Source organism: Kribbella sp. (genome assembly GCF_035687465.1).
GTDB lineage: Bacteria > Actinomycetota > Actinomycetes > Propionibacteriales > Kribbellaceae > Kribbella.
Genome location: NZ_DASRXP010000631.1, coordinates 1 through 21,457, shown reverse-complemented (window position 1 = coordinate 21,457; position 21,457 = coordinate 1). Strand labels below are relative to the sequence as shown.

Here is a 21,457-nt window from a genome sequence, read left to right as displayed (position 1 = left end):
GCTGCCGCATCAGGACCGTCTCGACCGCCCGGGCAGCTTCGATGTGACCATGGACACGACATCGGTGACCTCGTGAATCCGAAGCACCCGCGCCACTCCGACGTAGACCGGGAGCATCACGGCCCCGGCGATGGCCAGTTCGAGCGCGGAGGTGAGCGGGCTGTTCCAGTCGGTGGCCGAGTCGATCACGGTCAGCACTACCCGGGCGAGGCCCGCGCCGACCACGGCCGCGATGACCATGGCGAGCAGTGGCAGCGCGATTCCCGCACCGTGCACCCGCGGCACCCGCCGGGCAAGCACCCGCCGGGACATCAGCACGGCGACCAGATAGGCCAGCGAGTACGCCGCGCCCAGCGCGACGCCGCTGAACCGCAGATGTTCCTCCCCGAGGACGAACCGGACGCCGATGACAGCGGCCGCGATGTTGACCGCGGCGATCACGCACTGAAGGAAGAACGGCGTCCGGGTGTCCTCGAAAGCGTAGAAGGTGCGCAGCTGGAAGTACTGCACGGTGAAGGGCACCAGGCCGAGCGCGAGTGCCATCAGCGTGTAGGCCATCAGTTGGGTGTTGTTCTTACCGGCGCCGTACCCGGCGATCACCATCGTGATCGGGTACGCGAACGCCACCATCGCGGCGGCAGCCGGTACGACGATCGCCAGCGTCTGGCGGATCGAACGGGCCGAGAGCCGGGCCACCTCGGTCACGTCGCCCTCGGACGCCAGCGACGACATCTGCGGGAGCGCGGCCGTCGCCAGCGAGACGGTCACGATGCCGTGCGGCACCAGGATGATCAGCATGGCCGTGCTGTAGGCAACCAGACCGGCCTTTGCGCCGGGGCTGTCCGAGGCGCTACCGGCGATGGCCAGCTGCGTGACGACCACCAGCGTTACCTGGTTGACCGCGACGAACAGCACTGTCCACAGGCCCAGCCGCGCGGTGTGGCCGAGCCCGGTGCCGCGAAGGCCGAACTTGGGCGCATAGCGGTGGCCACTGGCCTTCAGGTAGGGCAACAGTACGAGCAACTGGACGGCGATACCCACCGTGTGGCCCAGCCCGAGCAGTAGCTCCTCGCCGTGGCTGAAGGTGGGCGGGTTGGCGCCGACGCGGTAGATGAAGAGGAAGACGATGATCGAAGCGCAGGCGACGATGTTGTTCGCGATCGGCGCCCACATCATCGGCCCGAACCGGCGCCGCGCGTTCAGCACCTGGCCGACCAGCACGAACGCGCCGTAGAAGAAGATCTGCGGGAGGCAGAGCCGGACGAACATGACCATCGAGGCCTTCTCGGCCGCCATCGACGGGTCGTGCAGCTCCTTCGGCAGGTACAGACCGGCGATCTGCGGCGCCAGCAGCACACAGCCGACGGTGACGACCGCCAGCACCAAGAAGCCGAACGTGAGCAGCCGGTTGGTGAAGTCCTGGCCACCGTCGTCGTGGTTCTTGATCGCCCGGACCAGTTGCGGCACCAGCACCGTGTTGAAGACGCCGCCGGCCAGCAGGATGTAGAGGCTGTTCGGGATGGTGTTCGCGGCGGTGAAGATGTCGCCGCGCAGGGCAGTGCCGATGGCGGCCGCGAGCAGGGCGATCCGGACGAATCCGAGCAGGCGGGACAGCACCGTTCCGGCTGCCATCACCGCCGCGGAGCGCAGGGTGCGGTCAGCCATCCTTCGTCCCGACTCCTTCTTTCCAACTCGTCTCGTCGGCCTGCGACTGCCCCGGTACTGCGTGCGGCTCCGCGCCGTCGTCCCCGGTCCTACCGTTCTCCCGTACGCCGTTCGCCCGGTCGGTGGTGATCCGCAGGGGCTTCACCGGATCCAACGGGTTCGGCTCCGAGTTGCCTGCCAGCTCGGGAAGTGGTTCCGCGGTACCCAGGTCATTCGGGTCCAGCGGGGCCGGGTGCAGCGGGTCGGATCCGGGCTCCGGGGAACTCGGGTTACGCCGCTCCGAACGGATCCGCCGGTAGATGCGGACGAGCGACGTACCGAACAAGAGGGCGACAGCGGCACCGACCAGGATCCAGCCGACGCTGCCGTACTGGGCGGCCTGGATCACCAGTTCCTGCGAGCGGCCAACCGGCAGTTGCTGCGCGGAGACCACCTGTGCCTCGGCCAGGATCAGGCCGTTCTGCTCGGCACTCGCGTTGATCTGGTAGGTCGCCTTCACACCGGCGGCGAGCACCTTGGTCTCCAGCGGCTCGATCCGCAGGTCGGACCGGTTCGCGGAGGTGACCACGATGCCGACCCGGACCGAGACGTTCAGCTCGTTCGCGATGGTGAGCGGGAAAGTGCCCTTGCTGCCGGACAGGTTCACCTTGATGTCGCGGCGGTCGGCGCCCGCGTTCGTGACCAGATGCACCTTGCCGAGCTGACCGTTCACCGCCGTCAGCTCGAAGGCGGTGAACCGCTGCGCCTCGTCGGCGTAGCCCCGCCAGCCGTTGGAGCCGGCCCGGAACATCGCCCGGCGGAGGTTCTCGTCGGCGGCGTCGGGGTTGTCCAGCAGGGAGACGAAGGTGGTGGTCGCGTTGTTGAGGTCCTTGAACTGCTCGAATTGCGCGCCGGCCAGAGCACCGCTCGACCGTTGTGCCGTCGGCGCCTTGATCACCTTGGGGGCCGGCGTCACAGGCTTACCGGCCGGGATCACCTGATCGAGGTTGACCGGCGTGATCCACGGCAGCGAGAGGCCCTGCACCAGCCCGGTGGTGGACCGGCCGTCCGGGTCCCAGCCGCGAGGGGGCAGTGCGACGACGGTGACTGCGCCGGTTCCGGTCGCCGCGAGCAGGGATGTCTCCGCGGCGAATCGCTGCTGCACCTGGAGGGGAGAGGTAACGGACGCCGGGTCCGGTCCGCCCGCGGTGAGGCTCGAGCTCGCAACTACCGTGCGGACGCTCTTCACCGGTCCTTCCGGGGTGAGGACGTCGTACACGGGTGAAGGAGCCAGATTCGGCCGCGTCTCGGCGGACCAGGAGGAACTGCTGACCAGGTTGACGTCGTCGGCCTTTGCACCGGCGTACCCGGTGGAGGCGGCGGCGAGATTCTTGCTGCTGGCCGAGCCGTTCTCCAGCCAGAGCCCGGACCGGAACAGCGGCGGACCACCGAGGTTGTACTGCTCGGTCGCCGTGCGCGCCTGGCCGACGAGATCCCGGAGGGTGCCGCCGGCATCGATCAGGGTGGAGACGTCCGGATCGCCGTACGGGAGCAGGATCGTGGGATTCCTCGCGCGACTGAGGTCGAACGCCTTCAGCCAGGCCGCGGCCGCCTTCTGGCCGGTGCCAGGCTTCGTCTCGTTGTTGGCGCCGACCACGCGGTAGCCGCGGGCCATCTGTTTGACCTCGTCGATCATTGCGGGATCGACGAGCCAGCTGACCTTCTGCTGCTGGCCGAGGGCGAGCAACCGGCCGAGCTCACCGGTCGGGGCCAGCGACTGCGCGAGCGAATCGTTCGCGAACCGGTCGCCGCTGAGCAGGGTCGGCCGGTGCAGCAGCGGGATCACCACGGCGGTGTTCACCTTGCGCGGCATCGGGTCGGCACTGACCACCGGCATCAGGATCCGGCTCAGTCCGGCCGAGACCCGGTCCTTCGGCGTGATGTTGCCGCGGAAGCGCACGCCGACCGCGTAGACGCCGGTCCTGCCGTCGATGTGCCAGTCCTGCCACCGCACCACCAGCCGGAAGGGCACGGTCGCCTTCGGTGCGACCGGTTGGTCGAACTCCTGGAAGGTGGCGGAGTCGGGGTCGTTCAGTCCGACGCAACTGTTGCGCTTCTGGACCGGCTCGTCCGCCTCGGTCGGGATCGCCGCCAGCTCGGCCGAGGTGGTCAGCAGGTGGTCGTCGATGCAGGCGGTGGCCTGGGCGTTGTCGAAGGTGCTGTTGCTGGTGTTCGTGATCCGGCCGGTGATGACCACGGCGTCGCCCGGCTTCGGGGCCGCGGGCGTGAAGGAGTCGATGGCCACGTTGACCACCGGATCCTCCGCCGCCGGGCTCGCGATCGCCGCCGGCGCGGCCAGAACCGCTGCCGACGCAGCGATCAACAGGCTCGCACCCGCTGCCGCGGAGAGCCTCAGTCGCCGTCTGAACACGCCGTCACCGTAACCTAGTGTCCTGTGTCTTCTACTCCTGACCGCTCGGCCTCCCCTGGATCGTTGTCCGCGGTACAGCGGAAAGGTGTCCAGTCGTTGCTAGAGATCGCGCCGGTGGTCGATGAGCTCGGTGCCCGCTTCGATGCCGCCGGGCACGAGATCGCGCTGGTCGGAGGTCCTGTCCGGGACATTCTCCTCGACCGGGGGAGCAAGGATCTCGACTTCGCCACCTCGGCCCGTCCCGACGCCGTCGAGCGACTGCTGGCCGGCTGGGCCGACCACGTCTGGGACATCGGCAAGGCCTTCGGCACCATCGGGTGCCGTAAGGGCGATTGGGTTCTGGAGATCACCACCTATCGGTCAGAGTCCTACGATTCCACCTCACGCAAGCCCGCGGTCGAGTACGGCGACAGCCTCGAGGGGGATCTGGCCCGGCGCGACTTCGCGATGAACGCGATGGCGGTACTGCTGCCGTCGCACACCTTCGTCGACCCGTTCGGCGGGCGGGCGGACGTCGCGAACAAGGTGATCCGGACGCCGGGATCGCCCGAGGACTCGTTCTCCGACGACCCGCTGCGGATGATGCGGGCGGCCCGGTTCGCCGCCCAGCTGGGCTTCACCCCGGACCCGGCCGTGGTGGCGGCGATGACGGCGATGGCCGAGCGGATCACGATCGTGTCCCCCGAGCGGGTCCGCGACGAACTGATCAAGCTGGTCTGCTCGGACCACCCGAGGACCGGGCTCGACCTGCTGGTCTCCACCGGCCTGGCCGAGTACGTGCTGCCTGAATTGCCCGCGCTGCGGCTCGAACTGGACGAACACCACCGGCACAAGGACGTGTACGAGCACTCGCTGACCGTGCTCGAGCAGGCGATCGACCTGGAACCACGCCTCGGCGTCCCGGTGCCCGACTTCGTGGTGCGGTTCGCCGCGCTGATCCACGACATCGGCAAGCCGAAGACCCGGAAGTTCGAGGGTGACGGCAAGGTGACGTTCCACCATCACGACATGGTCGGCGCCAAGCTCACCCGCAAGCGGATGAAGGCGTTGCGGTTCAGCAACGAGCAGATCGACCAGGTGAGCAAGCTGGTCGAGCTCCACCTGCGCTTCCACGGCTACGGAACCGGTGAGTGGACCGACTCCGCCGTACGCCGGTACGTCCGCGACGCCGGCGAGCTCCTCGGCCGGCTGCACGTCCTCACCAGAGCGGACAGCACCACGCGGAACCGACGCAAGGCAGAAGCACTGCGGTCGGCGTACGACGATCTGGAAACGCGGATCGCGCGCCTGCAGGAACAAGAGGAACTGGACTCGATCCGCCCGGACCTGGACGGCAACCAGATCATGGAAATCCTCGGCATCGGCCCCGGCCGCGACGTCGGCGAGGCCTACAAGTTCCTGATGGAACTCCGCATGGACCACGGCCCCCTAGGCGAAGCCCGAGCCCGCCAAGAACTCCTCACCTGGTGGTCCTCGCGCTCCTGATTCACGGCGTGGCAGCGGGGTGAACATCGGTCGGTGATGGGCGCTCCTCAGGGGGAACTTTCGGCGGTACCGTCGGTAGATGTTGTGGTTGGTGGCGGTGCTGGGTGGGGGTGGGGTGGCGCTGGCCGGGCGGTTCCTGTGGGACCGGCGTGCGGCCAGGCGGGCGGATGCCGGGGAGCTCGAGCAGATCAGGCGGCTGGCGGACGAGGACGTCACACTGCTCGGCGAGGAGCTCAGCCGGCTGGGGGAACTGGTCGACGGCCGCACCCTGGATGCCGATGCGCGGCTCGACTATCAGCGCGGGCTGGATGCGTATGAGTCGGCCCAGCGCTCGGTCCGCGGGATCACCAAGGCCGAGGCGATCAGTACTGTCACCGACACGCTGGCGACCGGCCGGTACGCGATCGTCTGCGTCCGGGCCCGGGTGGCCGGCGATGCGGTACCGGAGCGGCGGGTGCCCTGCTTCTTCAACCCGCAGCACGGACCGTCCACCACCGACGTGCTGTGGACCCAACCCGCGCACGGCACCCGGACAGTGCCGGCTTGCGCTCAGGATGCCGCCCGGTTGAAGGCGCACGAGGAGCCAGAGGTTCGCTATGTCCGGTACTCCGGGCGCCGGGTGCCCTACTGGGAGGCGGGTGCAGCGGTCGCGCCGTACGGGGCGGGGTACTTCGCGAGCGGCGTGGGCGCCACCTACATCGCGATGGCCGCCTTCGAGAGCCAGGCCGGCGTGATCGGCGGCTGGGGCGATTGGTCCGCAGGTGGCGGGGGCGATGGGTTCGACTCCGGCGGAGGGGGTGACTTCGGTGGTGGCGGTGATTTCGGCGGCGGGGACGGCGGTGGCGGTGGCGGTGGCGACGGCTGATTTCGGCATCAGGTGGCAAGCCGGCGCCTGGTCAATCGCCTCACATCCCGCGTCTGAACGGATCAGTCCACTCGCCTGGCTGGTCTAGTCTCGCGGCGTGGATATCTGGAGCATCATCGGGTGGGGCGGGTCGGCGCTGGTCGTGGTGTCGTTGCTGCAGACCCGGATCCTGCGGTTGCGGCTGCTGAACCTGATCGGTTGCGTGGTCCTGGTCGGCTTCAACCTGGCGATCGAGGTCTGGCCGATGGTCGGCATGAACGCCGTGCTCGCGGTGATCAACGTGGTGCACCTCTACCGGTTGCTCCGGCACCGCCACGACGACGCGGAGTACGCCGTCCTGGAGGTCAACCCGACCGACGCCTATCTCGGGTACGTGTTGTCGTCGCACCTGAAGGACATCAGCAGCTTCAACCCCGACTACACCCCGGCGCGGAGCTCGTACGCGTTCCTGGTCCAGTTGGGCGACCGCACAGTCGGGGTGGTCCTAGCCCACGACGCCGGTGACGGGCGGGCCCAGATCGACCTGGACTACGTGCTGCCGAAGTATCGGGACTTCACCCCCGGCGAGTTCGTCTTCCGCCGTAGCGACGTCTTCACCGACCACGGCTTCCGCCAGGTCGTGGCACCCCGCCGAATGCGCGACTCAGCCTCCTACCTCACCAAGGTCGGCTTCCACCGCGACGGCCAGGACCTCGTCCTCGACCTGGCCTGAACGCGCAATTGTATAAGTACGTTTATTATAAGTACAGTTATAACATGGAGAAACCAGAGCGGATCTTTGCCAGAGACGCTGAGTGGGGTCACCTGTCCAGATTCGCAGCGGGATCACACGGGCGACCTCAGCTGGGCGTGATCAGCGGCAGACGGCGGCAAGGGAAGACCTACCTGGTCGAGTCGCTCGCAGAGCAGTTCAATGGCCTCTACTTCGGTGCGACGGAGGCCATGGAGACCGAGTCGCTCGCGTTGTTCGCGGCCGCTCTGAGTACGCATATCGGGACGCCGTCACCGCTACGATTCGACAGTTGGGACGAGGCCGTCAGATACCTCTTCGCCCTGCCCGGCTCAGCGGGTCCGCTGGTGATCGATGAGTTTCCCTACCTCAGCAAGGTGTCACCGGCTCTGCCTTCAATCTTCCAGCGGGAGATCGATCGGGCGGCCACCGCAGGTCAGGATGTCAAGCTACTGCTCTGCGGATCTGTGATGTCGGTGATGGGCGGGCTGTTGTCAGGCACCGCTCCCCTTCGCGGTCGTGCGACTCTCGAGTTGGTCGTCAAGCCGTTCGACTATCGGCTGGCGCGCGAGTTCTGGGAGGTAGAGGATCCCAAGCTGGCCGTACTACTGCACTCCGTGGTTGGCGGGACGCCGGCCTACCGAGGGTTCGTGAATGGTGACGGCCCCGACTCGGTCGACCGGTTCGACGACTGGTTGCTGAGAACGGTGCTGAGTCCGGCCAGTCCTCTCTTCCGGGAGGCGCGTTACCTGCTCGAGGAGGAGATGGAGGTCAGGGACGCCGCGCTCTACCACTCCGTCCTGGCAGCCGTTGCCAACGGCAACAGCACGCGTGGCGGGATCGCGAACTACATCGGCCGCAAGGCCACGGACATCGGCCATCATCTGGTTGTCCTCGAGGACAGTGGCTTGTTGCGACGGCAACAGGATGTGTTCCGGCCGGGGAGATCCGTCTATCAAGTGGCCGAGCCGCTGGTCGTCTTCTATCAGGTGGTGATGCGCCCGCAATGGGGTCTGCTCGAGAGTGGCCGCGCTCAGAACGTGTGGGAGGCGGCCAGGTCGCGGTTCTCCGCCCAGGTGGCAGGGCCGCACTTCGAGCAGGTGTGCCGGGACTTCGCGATGCTTGCTCCACCGGCGCTGTTCGGCGAGCTTCCAGGCGAGATCGGCGCGGGTGTGGTGTCGGACCGCACGCGGCGCGGGCAGATCGAGATCGACATGGTCGTGCTTGCGGCGGCAGTTCCCGGTGAGCGGCGGAGGATTCTCTCGCTGGGGGAGGCGAAGTGGGGCGACGTGATGGATCAGAGGCATGTCGATCGTCTGCGCCGGGCCAAGGAGATCTTGGCCCACGACTACGACACCAGCGACACCGTGCTCGCTTGCTACAGCGGAGCGGGTTTCGCGCCGGACATCGATCCGGCCGTCCTCACCATAGGACTCGAGCAGCTCTACGGATGAGCTAGTCCAGTTCCTTCGCGAAGCAGCGGGAGGCGGGTTCGGTTTCGAAGGGCGGGTAGGGCGGGATGGGGGTGTAGCCGTGGCGGGTGTAGAGGGCGAGAGCCTGGTGTTGCTGGGTGCCGGTTTCAAGGCGGAGGGTGGTTAGGCCTTGGGTGAGGGCTTGGGATTCCACCGAGGTGAGGAGTAGGCGGGACAGGCCCCAGCCGCGGGAGGACGGTTCGACGTACATGCGCTTGATCTCGCCCAGGCCTGCGCTGATCGGTTGCAGGCCGACGCAGCCGGTGGGGGTGCCGTCGACGAGCAGGACGATGAACTCGATGTCGGGGTGCAGGGTGACCAGCGGCTGGTCGTCGCCGTAGATCGCGGCCAGTTCGGCCTGCTGGGCGGTCGTCAGTGCGACGACGGCCGGGTCGGTCCGGGTGGCCGGCCGGAGCTCGACACCCTCCATCACTTCCACCCCATCGGTCATGGTGCGGACGTTAGCAATCGGCGGTGACGCTGCTGTTTCGCTTTCCTCTCCGGGTTTCCGGGGGACAGTGAGGTCTACCCGGTGTCTCAGACAGGTCGCGCTGAGGTCTCCACACTCGACGTGCTCTGATGTGTCGGTGAAGTCTCTGGAGGAGATCGCGGCGGCTGTCCGTGCGGGTGAGCTGGATCCGGTCGACCTGGTCGAGCAGGCCTTGCGACGGGCCGAGGAGACGGCCGAGCTGAACGCCGTCGTCCACCTGGACGTCGAGGGTGCTCGCCGCGTGGCCCGGCACCTGCGTTCCTCCAAGCAAGGTGCGCTGGCGGGCATCCCCGTACTGGTGAAGGAGATCATCGAGGTCGAAGGTCTGCCGTACCGCTGCGGCTCCGCGTCGATGGACGGGATCGCGACCTGCGACGCGGAGGTCGTCCGCCGGCTGAGAGAAGCCGGCGCGGTGATCATCGGCCTCAGCCACAGCCACGAGTTCGCCTACGGATGCACCGGCACGTCCAACCGGGTCGGGCCGTGCCGGAACCCGCACGACCCTTCCAGGCTGACCGGTGGTTCCAGCGCAGGTGCCGGAGCGGCTGTGGGCGGTGGCGTGGTTCCACTGGCGATCGGCACGGACACGGCCGGCTCTGTCCGCATCCCCGCAGCACTGTGCGGCGCAGTCGGCTACATGCCCACCCGGGACACCCTGTCCACCGACGGCGTCTTCCCACTGGCACAGAGCCTGGACCGCGTCGGCGTACTCACCACCTCCGTCGCCGACGCTCTCTACGCAGTCAATGCCCTCTCCGGCGGCGAACCAGCACCAGCCCGTACTACGCCGCCGCGGCTGGGCGTAGTCGTCAATGCGGAGCATCTCGACTACTCCGCAGAAGTAGGCCAAGTCTGGTCCGCGGCTCTGGCCCGGCTGGAGGCGTCCGGGGCCGACCTGGTCGACGTGGAGCTTCCGGACTGGGCCACGTCCAACCAGACGGCGATCGACTTGCAGGGACCCGAGGCAGCCGCGGTCCATGCCGGGCGAGACACCTTCGCCTACCAACCCGACGTCCAGATGAGGTTGCGGGAGGCGGCGGACGTACCGGGTTGGCGCTATGTGAAGGCTCGGCAGGCAGTAGCCGGGATCACGGCGACCGTTGGCGACCTGCTCAACCAGGTGGACGCAGTACTGCTGCCGACAGTCCTTACTGTGGCTCCACCTATCGCAGCGGTAGTGGACCCGGCCGGAGCGGGCGCAGTACGGGCGCAGTTGCTCAAGAACACACGCCTCGCCAACCTGACCGGGCATCCCGCTTTCACCGTGCCGCTGCCGACCACGGGCCTGCCCGTAGGACTGCAGATCCTTGCCGTTGACAACCAGGCCGCCGCCGCAGCGGCGGCCTGGATCGAGTCAGCTGTAAAGGCGTAGATCGGCGAGCGTCCACCAGTGGTCGCTGGCCCCGGTGGAGGTGATGCGGACGTAGCGGGCCCGGGTAGGAGCGACGTCTACGTTCGTGAGTTGGCCCTTGGAGGTCCCGCTGGTCAGCGGTCGCCACGTGGTGCCGTCGTTGCTGTACGCGAGTTGCCACGAGGCCGCGTAGTCGCCGAGGTTGCCGCCACTGTCGAGAGCGACCCGCCGGAACCAGCGCGCGGTCCCGAGGTCCACCTGCAGGTACTGACCGGCGGCCTGGGCCTGCTTGGTCGTCCACAGCGTCGAACCGTCGGCATCGATCGCCAATGCCGCAGTGTCTGCTGCAGTCGAGGCCGTTGCCGTGGCACCGGCCAGTGAGACCGGCTGCAGGCTGTCCAGCGACCGCGACCAGACGTAGGTCGCGATTGAACCGCCGGGCAACGTGTACTCGAAGGACTGGTCGCCGACCGCCACCGCGAAGCTCCGCGGCTCGTCGTTCTCGTTGTGCACCAACAGCGCGGTGGAGCCGTCCGGGTTACGGAAGGCGGCCGACATGAGTTGGCCGTTCCACCCGGTCGTGCCGTACGACGTACTGCCGATCCGCACCGCGCCCGGCTTCACGAACTTCGACAGGTGCCCGATCGTGTAGTACTCCGCATCCGTGGTGACGCTGCCGTCGGTCTGCAGCGTGACCAGCCCGGTGCAGGTGTCGCAGCCGCCGTTGTGCGGACCGCCGGTGGAGTCCAGCGCGATGTTCCAGTTCACGACGGACTTCGCCCAGTTGCGGGTGGTGCCGAGCATCAAGGTGCGGGCGTGCCAGGTCAGCGTGCCGCGGAAGATCTGCTCGGGCGTGTCATTCGGCCCGTGCGAGCCGGAGCACTCGGTGAACCAGATCCCCTTCTCCGGGAAGGTCTGGTGCAGTGCGGTCTGCGCACTCGGGTCGCCGGAGTAGCAGTGGTACGCCGTACCGGCGATCCACTTGGCGGCCGGAGTACTGAGCAGCTGGTACGGGTAGTCCGTCTCCGGGTCCTCGCCGGGCGGAGTGCTCGCGACGTCGCCGGGATGGGTGGTCCAGTTGTGGTCGTAGCCGAGGATCTTCGTTCGCGGGCTGGCCGCACGCAGCATCGGGCCGAGTGCCTCGATCACCGCGGCTTGCTGGCGCACCGGCATGTCCGTGCCCGGGTAGCCGCTCGGCTTGCGGTTCTGCGGCTCGTTCTGCACCGACAGGAAGTCGACCGGTACGCCGGCAGCCGTGTACGCCTTGACGAACTTCACCAGGTAGCGCGCGTAGGCGTTGTAGACAGCCGGGTCGTCCTTGAGTCGCCCACCGACCAGGGAATCGCCGGTCTTCATCCAAGCGGGCGGACTCCACGGGGTCGCCATCACCTTCAGCGAGGGATTGAGCTGCTTCGCCCGGCGCAGCAACGGCAGGATCTCCTTCTGATCGTGCGCGATGCTGAAGTGCTTCAGGCTGAAGTCGGTCTGCCCGGCCGGTACGTCGTCGTACGTGTAGTGCGCGGGCTCCGCGGTGAAGTCGGACGAACCGACGACCTGCCGGAGGAAACTCACCCCGATGCCCTGCTTCGGGTCGAACAGCGACCGCATGGTCTTGTCCCGCTGCACCGGGCTCAACTGGTAGAGCACGTCTGCCGACGAGTCCGTGATGGAGGCACCGAAGCCGTCCATCGTCTGGTACTTCGTCTTCGGGTCGACCGTGATTGTCGTCTGCGTGCTGCTGCCCTTGGCAAAGGCCACCGGCGCACGCTCATGCAGCAACTCGGCCCGGTCCGGCGTCGTCACCCACACCTTCGCCTGGACGCCGGTACTCCGGCCGTCCGGTCCCACCGCCTCGGCCCCGGGCACCAGTCCCGTGGCCACTAAGGCGGACACCGCAAGGGTCGCGCCCACCGCATGTCTTCTCATTCGTGCTCCTCACCAGGCGGGATGTAACAAATGGAACAAAGTGCGACACATCAATCGCCAGAAAACCGCCGCTCTGGTCAACTGTCAAGACTGAAGCTAGGCTGCCGGTCGTGAAACAAGTAGGTGTAACAAATGCCTAGGCGAGTCACCGTCCGGGACCTCGCGGCGGAGACCGGCGTCTCGATCGCGACGGTCTCCCGGGTGCTGAACCAGGCCGGCAACGTGGCGCCGCAGACGCGCGAGCTCGTCGAGCAGGCGGTCGAGCGCCTCGGCACTCTCGCTCCCGGCCCGCGCGGCGGCCTCCCGAAACCCGCGGCGGGGGCGGTCTACGTGCGCTGCCCGTACGTGCTGACGGACTACTTCGGCCTGATCGTGTCCTCGATCGCCGAGACCCTCGATCGCCATGGCCGGCAGTTGATCCTGAGCGCGGGCGAGGCCGCTCAGCACACCCAGGTGCTGTCGCGGGTGGCCGGCGACCCGGCGATCGGCGGCGCGATCCTGATCCTGCCGCCGGAGTCGAGCGACGAACTCGTCCGGCTGCGAGCCCGCCGCTTCCCCTTGGTGGTGGTCGATCCGCGGACCGCCCTGCCCCGGGACATCGCGTCCGTCTCAGCTGCGCACTTCTCCGGCGCCCGCCAGGTCTCCGCCCATCTGGTCGAGCTCGGACACCGCCGCATCGGAGTGATCGCCGGACCACGGGAGTGGCTGGCCAGCGACGCCAGACTGAGTGGGCACGCCGCCGCGCTCGCCGACGGCGGCATCCTCCCTGACCCCAGCGTGGTCCGGTACGTCGAACCAACCACGGAGCAGGGTTATCGCGCGGCGGCCGAGCTGCTGGATCTTCCTCAGCGCCCGACGGCTCTGGTCGCCTTTAACGACAAGGCCGCAGTCGGCGCGTTGCAGGCGGCCGCTGAGCGCGGCCTCGCGGTCCCAACGGATCTGTCCATCGCCGGCTTCGACGACATCGACGTGAGCCGCGCGACTTCACCGGCACTCACCACAGTGCGCCAGCCTTTGCAGGAGATGGGCCGAATGGCAGTAAGCCTGCTCACCCGTCTGCTGGACCGCCACGACCTCGAGGCCCTTCACATAGAACTAGCCACCGAACTCATAGTCCGCGGCTCGACGGCGTCCGTCAGCTGAGCCTGCGGAGGGTCGTCAATGCGGCGATCGAGTGGTCGACCAGCTCCTCAGGAGACGACGGCCGATCGTCCACCGGCAGACCTGACCATTCGATCGCCAGGTCCTCCACGTAGGCCAACCACGCGTGGACAGTGAGTCGGACCGGGGAGGCTGGTTGGTCGACTGTCGACTCACCCAGCAGATCGAGCACCCGCGCAGTCAGGCTGGCCCGCGTCTCGGAGTACACCTCGACGACGTAGTTGTCCCCGCCTGCCGCGCCGCGAACGAACGAGATGTACGAGTCGCGTCGGCGGCTGACGAAGGCGACGAACGCGAGCAGCATCTGCCGGAGTTGCTCGTCCGGCGGCAGCGTCGGATCTGGCTTCGTCACCCGCAACAATCGCCGCCCGGCGGCACTGATCACCGCGATGTAGAAGTCCCGCTTGGTCGGGAAGTAGTGGAACAACAGTCCCCGCGAGATCCCGGCCTCCTCCGCGACGGCGTCGATCGACAGCTCGTGGATCGGGCGGTTCCGCAGCATCATCAGCCCGATGCCGACCAACTGCCGGCGCCGATCCTCGGCGGGGAGCCTCTGACGCATGCTATTGAGCATTGCTCAGTAACTGCGCTAACGTCAAGGGAAGTCGAGCGTTAGGAGCGAGCTAATGGGGTTCGAGCCGTCCGCCAGGGCGCAGGAGTTGATCGCGCAGGTCGAGGAGTTCCTCCGGACCGAGATCGAGCCGGTCGAGCCCGAGATCCACGCCGCCACTCGCGCGGCCGAGGATCCTTGGCAGCCGCAGCCCGCCTTCAAGGAACTGCAGGCCAAGGCCCGGAAGGCCGGTCTGTGGAATCTCTTCCTGCCACCTGCCGAGCACGGCAACGAGCAGTACGGCGAGGGGCTGTCCAACCTCGACTACGCGCCGATCGCCGAGCTGACCGGCCGGTCCTTCATCGCGCCGTACGTGTTCAACTGCAACGCGCCCGACACCGGCAACATGGAGGTGCTGCTCCGCTACGGCGATGCCGAGCAGAAGCAGCGCTGGCTGGAACCCCTGCTGGACGGCACGATCCGCTCCGCCTTCTGCATGACCGAGCCCGACGTCGCCTCGTCGGACGCCACCAACATGGCCGCCACCGCGATCGTCGACGGTGACGAGGTCGTCCTGAACGGCAGAAAGTGGTGGAGCACCGGCGTCGGCCACCCGGACTGCGAACTGCTCATCTTCATGGGCCTCACCGACCCCGAAGCCCATCGGTACGCGCGCCACACCATGGTCCTGGTCCCGCGCAGTACCCCCGGCGTCAAGGTCGAGCGGATGCTCTCCGCGATGAACCAGTACGACCAGCCGCACGGGCACGGGGAGGTCAGCTTCACCGACGTCCGGGTCCCTGCCTCGAACATCCTGGTCGGACCCGGTCGCGCCTTCGAGATCGCGCAGGGCAGGCTCGGACCGGGTCGCGTGCACCACTGCATGCGCCTGATCGGCCTCGCGGAGAAGTCGCTCGAGTTGGCCCTGCAGCGCGGCACCAGCAGGACCGCGTTCGGCAAGCCGCTGGTCAACCTCGGCGGCAACCGCGAGCGGATCGCCGACGCCCGGATCGCGATCAACCAAGCCCGGTTGCTGGTCCTGCAGACGGCCTACCTGCTGGACACCAAGGGCCTGGCCGGCGCGCTGAGCGAGGTGAGCCAGATCAAGGTGGCGGTGCCGCGGATGGCGCAGGATGTGATCGACATGGCGATCCAGTTGCACGGCGGTGGCGGGCTGTCCGACGACTACCCGCTGGCCGCGGCCTGGACAGGTGCCCGGGCCCTGCGGCTGGCGGACGGGCCGGACGAGGTGCACCGTGGAGTGGTCGCCAAGATCGAGCTCGCCAAGTACACCCAGGAGTCGAAGTGAGCAAGGTTCTCGTCACCGGTGCGGCCAGCGGACTCGGTGCCGCTCTGGTCGACCGGTTCGTTGCCGATGGCCACCAGGTACTACGGACCGACGTCGCGGCGGAGTCACCCGGGCCCGACGGCACGCAGTACCGGCAGTTGAACGTCAGGAGTGTCGATGACTGGGCGGCGGCGGTCGCCTGGTGCGCGGAGAACTGGGGCGGGCTCGACATCCTGGTGAACAACGCCGGGATCGCCACCGGTGGGCGGATCGAGGTCGAGTCGCTGGACGAGTGGGACCGGGTCGTCGACATCAACCTGATGGGGGTGGTGCGGGGATGCCGCGCGTTCACGCCGATGTTCAAGGCGCAGCGGTCCGGGCACATCGTCAATACCGCGTCGGCGGCCGGGCTGGTGCACCCGCCGATGATGAGCTCGTACAACACGGTCAAGGCCGGCGTGGTCGCGCTGTCGGAGACGCTGTCGCACGAGTTACACCCGTACGGCGTGAGCGTGTCGGTCGTCTGCCCGTCGTTCTTCCGGACCAATCTGGCGGACTCGATCCAGGGCGATGACACGGACATGGGTGCGACCGCGCGCAGGCTGATCGAGAAGTCGCCCCGGACCGCGGACGACGTCGCCATCGGCGTACTCGCCGGGATCAAGAAGAAGCAGTTCCTGATCATCCCGGACCGTCCTGCACTCCTTGCCTGGCGCACCAAACGCTTCGCCCGCCCACTCTACGACCGCCAAATGCGCAAGATCGCAGCCCGCGCCCGCGAGCGCGCCGACGCGACTGCGGCAGAGCAGAGTCGGGTGGCCGGCGAGCGGTGATGGGCGAAGGCGAGCGCGCGAAGACCGGCGCGGTGGACGGGGCGCGGGGGGTTCGGGAGGAGGATGCCTTTGACGTGGGTGCTGTGGATGCGTGGTTGAGGACGCAGAGTGTGGTGCCTGAGGGGTTGCCTGAGGTTCAGCAGTTCTCTGGCGGGGCGTCCAACCTGACCTATCTGCTGCGCTACTCGGATCACGATCTGATTCTGCGCCGACCGCCGGTCGGGACGAAGGCGAAGAGCGCGCACGACATGGGCCGCGAGTACAAGATCCAGGCACAGCTCGCACCGGTCTTCCCGCACGTCCCGAAGATGGTTGCCTACTGCAATGACGAGGCTGTACTCGGCTCCGAGTTCTACGTGATGGAGCGGATCGCCGGCACCATCCCGCGACGCTCCGAGCTCGGCGTCGACCTGACGCCCGAGCAGACCCGTGAGCTCTGCTACGCCTTGATCGACACCCTGATCGACCTCCATCAGGTCGACCCCGCCGAGGCCGGTCTCGCCGATCTCGGCCGTGGTGACGGGTACGTCGAACGCCAGGTATTCGGCTGGTCCGGCCGCTACGGCAAGGCGAAGACCTGGAACGTGCCGAGCTTCGACAAGGTGATGGCCTGGCTGGAGGCGAACCGGCCGCCCGACGTCCGGACGTGCGTGATCCACAACGACTTCCGGCTCGACAACGTGGTGCTCGGGCCGGAGAACCCGCTCGACGTGGTCGGCGTCCTCGACTGGGAGCTCGCGACGCTCGGCGATCCGCTGATGGACCTGGGCAGTGCGCTCGCCTACTGGGTCCAGGCCGACGACGACTGGGCGTTCCGGCGGTTCCGGCTGCAGCCGTCCGATCTGCCGGGCATGATCAGCCGGGACGAGATCGTCCGCTACTACTGCGAGAAAACAGGGCTCGAGCCGGCGAACTGGAAGTTCTACGAGGTCTTCGGTTTGTTCAAGCTCGCCGTGATCTGCCAGCAGATCTACTACCGCTATCACCACAAGCAGACCCACAATCCCCGCTTCAAGAACCTCTGGCTGCCCGTCAACCTGCTCGAGCGGCGCTGCCGCCGGATCATCGGCCGCTGAGTGGGAGCGATCTATCTGGTCCGGCACGCGCAGGCCTCCTTCGGCCACGGCGACTACGACCGGCTCTCCGCGCTCGGCGAACGCCAGTCCGTCCGGCTGGGCGAGGCCCTAACCACCCGCGAGGTAAAGCCTGACGTCGTTGTCGCCGGGGCCATGCAGCGGCATGCCCGGACGGCGAGCATCGCGTTGGAGACCGCCGGGCTGCCTTCGGAAGTGGCGGTCGATGAGGGGTTCAACGAGTTCGACCACGACCAGGTGATCGTGGCGTACAAACCGGCGTACAAGCGTCGTGCAGTCCTGCTGGCCGATCTGGCCCGGACCGGTCATCCGACCCGGGCGTTCCAGGAGATGTTCGGCGAGGCGACCGAACGGTGGACACGCAGCGACGGTGACGGGTACTCCGAGAGCTTCGCGGATTTCGCCGGCCGGTCCGAAGACGCAGTACGGCGTACTGCGGCTCGGCTGGGCAAGGGGGAAACCGCCGTGGTGTTCACGTCGGGTGGTCCGATCGCGGCCGTGGTCAGCAGGTTGCTGTCCGGCGGCGACGACCTGTGGCTCAAGCTCAACCCTGTCACCATCAACACCGGCATCACCAAGCTCGTGTCAGGCCGCAGTGGATTGACGCTGATCAGCTTCAACGACCACGCGCACCTGGACGGCACCGACCTGCTGTCGTACAGATAGGACTCTCCATGCGACGCAACATCCTGATCACCGGGGCGAGTGCCGGGCTCGGCGAGGAGATGGCGAGGCAGTTCGCTGCCAAGGGCCACAACCTGGCGCTGACCGCCCGCCGCGAGGACCGGCTGAAGGCGCTGCAGGACGAACTGACCGCCAGGCACCCGGGGATCACCGTCATCACGCATCCGCTGGATGTGACCGACCACGAGCAGGTGTTCGAGGTGTTCCGGCTGGCTGACACCGAACTGGACGGCGGGCTCGACCGCGTGATCGTGAACGCCGGCATCGGCAAGGGCGCCCCGCTCGGCAGCGGCCGGTTCGACGCGAACCTGGAGACCGCGATGACGAACTTCGTCGCCGCACTCGCCCAGGCCGAAGCCGCGATGGAGCTGTTCCGGGCGCGGAACGCGGGACATCTGGTGCTCATCTCGTCGATCGCGGGGCTCCGCGGTCTGCCGAAGGCGGTGACCACGTACGCCGCGACGAAGGCCGCTGTCGCGTCCCTCGCGGAAGGTCTGCAGCTGGAGTTGCTGGGCAAACCGATCAAGGTGAGCGCGATCTACCCGGGCTACATCCGGACGGAGCTGAACGAGGACGTGGCGAACACGCCGCTGATAGCCGACACCGTGCCCGGTGTCCGTGCGATGGTGGCCGCGATCGAGGCCGAGAAGGCGAAGGCGTACGTTCCCAGGTGGCCGTGGGTGCCGCTGGCCAGAGTGATGCGGTACGCACCACTGCCGCTGCTGAAGAGGATGGTCTGATGCGCTGGGGTCTGACAGTTCCGCTCACCGGGGTTCCGCTGCGGGACCACCGAGGGCTCGTTCAGGAGCTCGCCTCGCTGGGTTACACGGATCTGTGGTCGGCCGAGGTGGCCGGTGCTGACGCCTTCACACCGTTGGTGCTCGCCTCCGAATGGGATGACCAGCTTCGCCTGGGGACGGCCGTAGTACCGGTGCACACGCGGGGGCCGGCGGCGCTCGCGATGAGTGCGGCGGCGCTCGCGGACCTCGCGCCCGGGCGGTTCGTGCTCGGTATCGGCGCCTCGTCGGAGACCATCGTCACCGGCTGGAACGGCATCGCCTACGACCCGCCACTGGCCCGCACCCGCGACGTACTGCGTTTCCTGCGCCAGGCACTCGCCGGGGAGAAGGTCGACGGGACGTTCGACAGCTTCACGATCAACCGGTTCCGCCTGGAGAAGGCGCCTGACATCCCGCCGGCGATCATGCTCGCGGCGCTCCGGCCGCAGATGCTGCGACTGGCCGCGCGAGAGGCGGACGGCGCGATCACCAACTGGCTCTCCGCCTCCGATGTCCGGCAGGTTCGCGCCGAACTCGGCGACGAGAAGGAGCTGGCCGCGAGGATCTTCGTCTGCGTCACCGAGGACGCCGAGATGGCCCGCAATATCGGCCGCTTCCTGATCGCGACCTACCTGACGGTCCCCGGCTACGCCGCCTTCCACGATTGGCTCGGCCGCGGCGAAGCCCTGAAGGAGATGCGCGACGCCTGGGCCGCCGGCGACCGCAATGCCGCCATGGCCGCCGTCCCGGTATCAGTGATCGACGACCTGATCGTCCACGGCACAGCCGCCGACTGCCGTGCCCAGATCAACGACTACCTCACCAACGGCCTCGACACCCCGATCATCGCCACCCTCCCCACCGGCACCGACCTCCTGGAGACAGCCCGAGCCCTCGCCCCCTGACCGAGGTCACGTTTCCGCGGTCTGCTTCGTCAGGTGAGGGATGGCCGGCATCCGTCGGCCGTGTCCCGAGCCAGGAGGAAGAGATGGGGAACACTGATCTGCGGCAGGCTGTCAGAGGGCAGGTGTGGCTGCCCGGCGAGGCCGGGTTCGACGACGAGACCAAGGCCTGGAACACGACCGTCGCCCAGCCAGTGGCGGCAGTCGTCGAGATCGCCGATGCTGACGACGCCGCGACCCTCGTCGACTTTGCCCGCCAGGCGGGCATCGGGCTGGCTGTCCAGCCCAGGGGCCACGGAGCGAGCGGCAATGTCGACGGCCTGATCCTGGTCCGCACGAAGCGATTGGACAGTGTGGAGGTCGACCCGGACCGACGCTCGGTCCGGGTCGGCGCCGGCTCGAACTGGGGGAGGGTTCTGGAGGAAGCCGGCAAGCACGGACTGACCGGGTTGGCCGGTAGTGCACCAGGAGTCAGCGTGGCCGGCTTCTCACTCGGCGGTGGTTTGTCCTGGTTCAGCCGCAAGTACGGCCGGGCGGCGGACAGTGTGACGGCCCTCGAGATTGTCGATGCTGACGGCAACCAATCAAGGGTGACCGCCGAGTCCGATCCGGACCTGTTCTGGGCGCTGCGTGGAGGCGGTGGTGACTTCGCGCTGGTGACCGCCCTCGAGTTCCGCCTGTACGCCGAACCGAACCTGTACGGCGGCCGGATCACCTGGCCTGTGCAGCAGGCCGCGGAGGTGTTCGCGGCGTTCCGTGAACTGACCTCCGACGCGCCGCACGAGCTCTCGGTCTGGTTCACCCGGATCCAGGTCCCGCAGGTCCCGCCGATGGCCATCCTCGACGTCGCCTACCTCGGCGAGCGTCACGAGGCGGAACACCTCCTGGCTGGGCTGGGCAAGATCGACGGGGTCATGTCCGACAAGCGGGACCTGATGCCGACGGCGGCTCTCGGTGACATCACCGCCGAGCCCACTGGCCCCTCGCCGATCATGTCGCGCACCGAAATCCTCACCGGCCTGGACGATGCCGTGGCGGAGTACCTCGTGTCAGCGCCGACCGAACCGTTGGCCGGCATCCAGGTGCGGCATCTGGGCGGCGAGCTGGGCCGGGCCGGCTCTGACACGGGAGCCGGCGCGAAGCAGTCCGGGCCCTATCTCATGACCCTGCTCGGCTTCGCGTTCAACCCCCAACTCGCCCCGGCCATCGCCGGTAAGCAGGCCGAAATCGTCGCCGCGGTCGAAGACGCCGTCAGCGGGCGCAAGCCCTACACCTTCCTGGGACGGGGAGATACCGCCGCGCAAGCCTTCCCCGCCGACGCTCTCACCCGGCTGCGCGAGCTCAAGCGGACCCGCGACCCCGAGAACGTCTTCCGGGCCAACTTCCCGGTCCTCGCCGAGCCTGAGTGAGAGGCCGCCTCAGCTGAGGTGCTGGGATTCGAGCCAGGTGGTGGCGCGGCGTTTCGAGGCCCGGGAGAGCCAGGCGTCCTGGATCACCTCAGCCAGTTCCCGCTGGGAGAGCTCGCCGAGGTGGCCGGCTCGAACCAGGATGGAGAGGTGACCATCGAAGTGCGGGGTGGTGAAGAAGGGGTTGGCGTCGTCCGAGACGAGGGCGAGTTTGTCGTCCTCGGTCGGGACCCAGATCACGATGACGTCGTCGTACCGCTCCCCGGTGTCGGGGTCGAACGCGTCGGGCCGGGGCGTTCGGAAGAACACGAACGACTTGCCGCCGACCTGGTAGACCGGATTTCCGCTGCCACCTTGCTCGACCGT

At 67.9% G+C, this 21,457-nt stretch carries 19 protein-coding genes; 13 read left to right on the top strand and 6 right to left on the bottom strand.

All coding sequences use genetic code 11. The features are described 5' to 3' along the window. Positions 1–9 precede the first annotated feature (9 nt). The gene (gene murJ / locus VFG33_RS33450; RefSeq protein ID WP_325057007.1) at positions 10–1,665 is read right to left on the bottom strand and encodes a murein biosynthesis integral membrane protein MurJ; all 1,656 of its coding nucleotides are present in this window, start codon (positions 1,663–1,665) and stop codon (positions 10–12) included. Further along, positions 1,658–4,075 (bottom strand): hypothetical protein, encoded by a 2,418-nt coding sequence (locus tag VFG33_RS33445; RefSeq protein ID WP_325057006.1) that lies wholly within the window; start codon positions 4,073–4,075, stop codon positions 1,658–1,660. The genes murJ and VFG33_RS33445 overlap by 8 nt, the downstream gene beginning before the upstream one ends. A 63-nt stretch (positions 4,076–4,138) precedes the next feature. Between VFG33_RS33445 and VFG33_RS33440 the strand changes: the two genes are divergently transcribed. The 4 genes from VFG33_RS33440 (at position 4,139) to VFG33_RS33425 (ending at position 8,609) form a co-directional block, all read left to right on the top strand. After that, entirely contained in the window at positions 4,139–5,560 is a 1,422-nt protein-coding gene (locus VFG33_RS33440; RefSeq protein ID WP_325057005.1) for a CCA tRNA nucleotidyltransferase, read from the top strand. A 79-nt stretch (positions 5,561–5,639) separates the two neighbouring features. Further along, positions 5,640–6,425, top strand: a complete 786-nt coding sequence (locus tag VFG33_RS33435) for a hypothetical protein (protein ID WP_325057004.1) — start codon at positions 5,640–5,642, stop codon at positions 6,423–6,425. Positions 6,426–6,522: 97 nt separating this feature from the next. Next, the gene (locus VFG33_RS33430) at positions 6,523–7,137 is read left to right on the top strand and encodes a hypothetical protein (protein WP_325057003.1); all 615 of its coding nucleotides are present in this window, start codon (positions 6,523–6,525) and stop codon (positions 7,135–7,137) included. A 44-nt stretch (positions 7,138–7,181) separates the two neighbouring features. Continuing rightward, entirely contained in the window at positions 7,182–8,609 is a 1,428-nt protein-coding gene (locus VFG33_RS33425; RefSeq protein ID WP_325057002.1) for an AAA family ATPase, read from the top strand. Between the two features lies 1 nt (position 8,610). Here the strand turns inward: VFG33_RS33425 and VFG33_RS33420 are convergent, their stop codons facing one another. Continuing rightward, a complete protein-coding gene (locus VFG33_RS33420) occupies positions 8,611–9,078 on the bottom strand; it encodes a GNAT family N-acetyltransferase (RefSeq protein WP_325057001.1) in 468 nt (155 codons plus the stop codon). A gap of 136 nt (positions 9,079–9,214) precedes the next feature. Here VFG33_RS33420 and VFG33_RS33415 point away from each other — a divergent pair, with 136 nt between their 5' ends. Beyond that, positions 9,215–10,489, top strand: coding sequence for an amidase (locus VFG33_RS33415; protein WP_325057000.1), 1,275 nt, complete (start codon positions 9,215–9,217; stop codon positions 10,487–10,489). On the opposite strand, the gene VFG33_RS33410 is transcribed toward VFG33_RS33415, so the two are convergent. Next, the gene (locus VFG33_RS33410; RefSeq protein WP_325056999.1) at positions 10,472–12,394 is read right to left on the bottom strand and encodes a discoidin domain-containing protein; all 1,923 of its coding nucleotides are present in this window, start codon (positions 12,392–12,394) and stop codon (positions 10,472–10,474) included. The genes VFG33_RS33415 and VFG33_RS33410 overlap by 18 nt on opposite strands. Before the next feature lie 132 nt (positions 12,395–12,526). Between VFG33_RS33410 and VFG33_RS33405 the strand changes: the two genes are divergently transcribed. Continuing rightward, positions 12,527–13,537: a LacI family DNA-binding transcriptional regulator gene (locus VFG33_RS33405; protein ID WP_325056998.1), complete on the top strand. Its 1,011-nt coding sequence runs from the start codon at positions 12,527–12,529 to the stop codon at positions 13,535–13,537. On the opposite strand, the gene VFG33_RS33400 is transcribed toward VFG33_RS33405, so the two are convergent. Continuing rightward, positions 13,530–14,117: a TetR/AcrR family transcriptional regulator gene (locus VFG33_RS33400; RefSeq protein WP_325056997.1), complete on the bottom strand. Its 588-nt coding sequence runs from the start codon at positions 14,115–14,117 to the stop codon at positions 13,530–13,532. The genes VFG33_RS33405 and VFG33_RS33400 overlap by 8 nt on opposite strands. A 64-nt stretch (positions 14,118–14,181) precedes the next feature. Here VFG33_RS33400 and VFG33_RS33395 point away from each other — a divergent pair, with 64 nt between their 5' ends. The 7 genes from VFG33_RS33395 (at position 14,182) to VFG33_RS33365 (ending at position 21,094) form a co-directional block, all read left to right on the top strand. After that, positions 14,182–15,414, top strand: coding sequence for an acyl-CoA dehydrogenase family protein (locus tag VFG33_RS33395; RefSeq protein WP_325056996.1), 1,233 nt, complete (start codon positions 14,182–14,184; stop codon positions 15,412–15,414). Next, positions 15,411–16,226: an SDR family NAD(P)-dependent oxidoreductase gene (locus tag VFG33_RS33390; RefSeq protein ID WP_325056995.1), complete on the top strand. Its 816-nt coding sequence runs from the start codon at positions 15,411–15,413 to the stop codon at positions 16,224–16,226. Before VFG33_RS33395 ends, VFG33_RS33390 begins: the two co-directional genes overlap by 4 nt. Then, positions 16,226–17,302: a phosphotransferase family protein gene (locus VFG33_RS33385; protein WP_325056994.1), complete on the top strand. Its 1,077-nt coding sequence runs from the start codon at positions 16,226–16,228 to the stop codon at positions 17,300–17,302. The genes VFG33_RS33390 and VFG33_RS33385 overlap by 1 nt, the downstream gene beginning before the upstream one ends. Beyond that, entirely contained in the window at positions 17,303–17,986 is a 684-nt protein-coding gene (locus VFG33_RS33380; protein WP_325056993.1) for a histidine phosphatase family protein, read from the top strand. An 8-nt stretch (positions 17,987–17,994) separates the two neighbouring features. Further along, entirely contained in the window at positions 17,995–18,744 is a 750-nt protein-coding gene (locus VFG33_RS33375) for an SDR family oxidoreductase (RefSeq protein WP_325056992.1), read from the top strand. Beyond that, positions 18,744–19,688 carry an LLM class F420-dependent oxidoreductase gene (locus tag VFG33_RS33370; protein WP_325056991.1) on the top strand — a complete coding sequence of 315 codons (945 nt, stop codon included), beginning with the start codon at positions 18,744–18,746 and terminating at the stop codon, positions 19,686–19,688. The genes VFG33_RS33375 and VFG33_RS33370 overlap by 1 nt, the downstream gene beginning before the upstream one ends. 83 nt (positions 19,689–19,771) lie before the next feature. Next, on the top strand, positions 19,772–21,094 hold the full coding sequence (locus tag VFG33_RS33365; protein ID WP_325056990.1) for an FAD-binding oxidoreductase: 1,323 nt from the start codon (positions 19,772–19,774) through the stop codon (positions 21,092–21,094). A 9-nt stretch (positions 21,095–21,103) separates the two neighbouring features. On the opposite strand, the gene VFG33_RS33360 is transcribed toward VFG33_RS33365, so the two are convergent. Beyond that, positions 21,104–21,457, bottom strand: a 354-nt coding sequence (locus tag VFG33_RS33360; RefSeq protein WP_325056989.1) for an MmcQ/YjbR family DNA-binding protein, incomplete at its 5' end; no start/stop codon positions are given.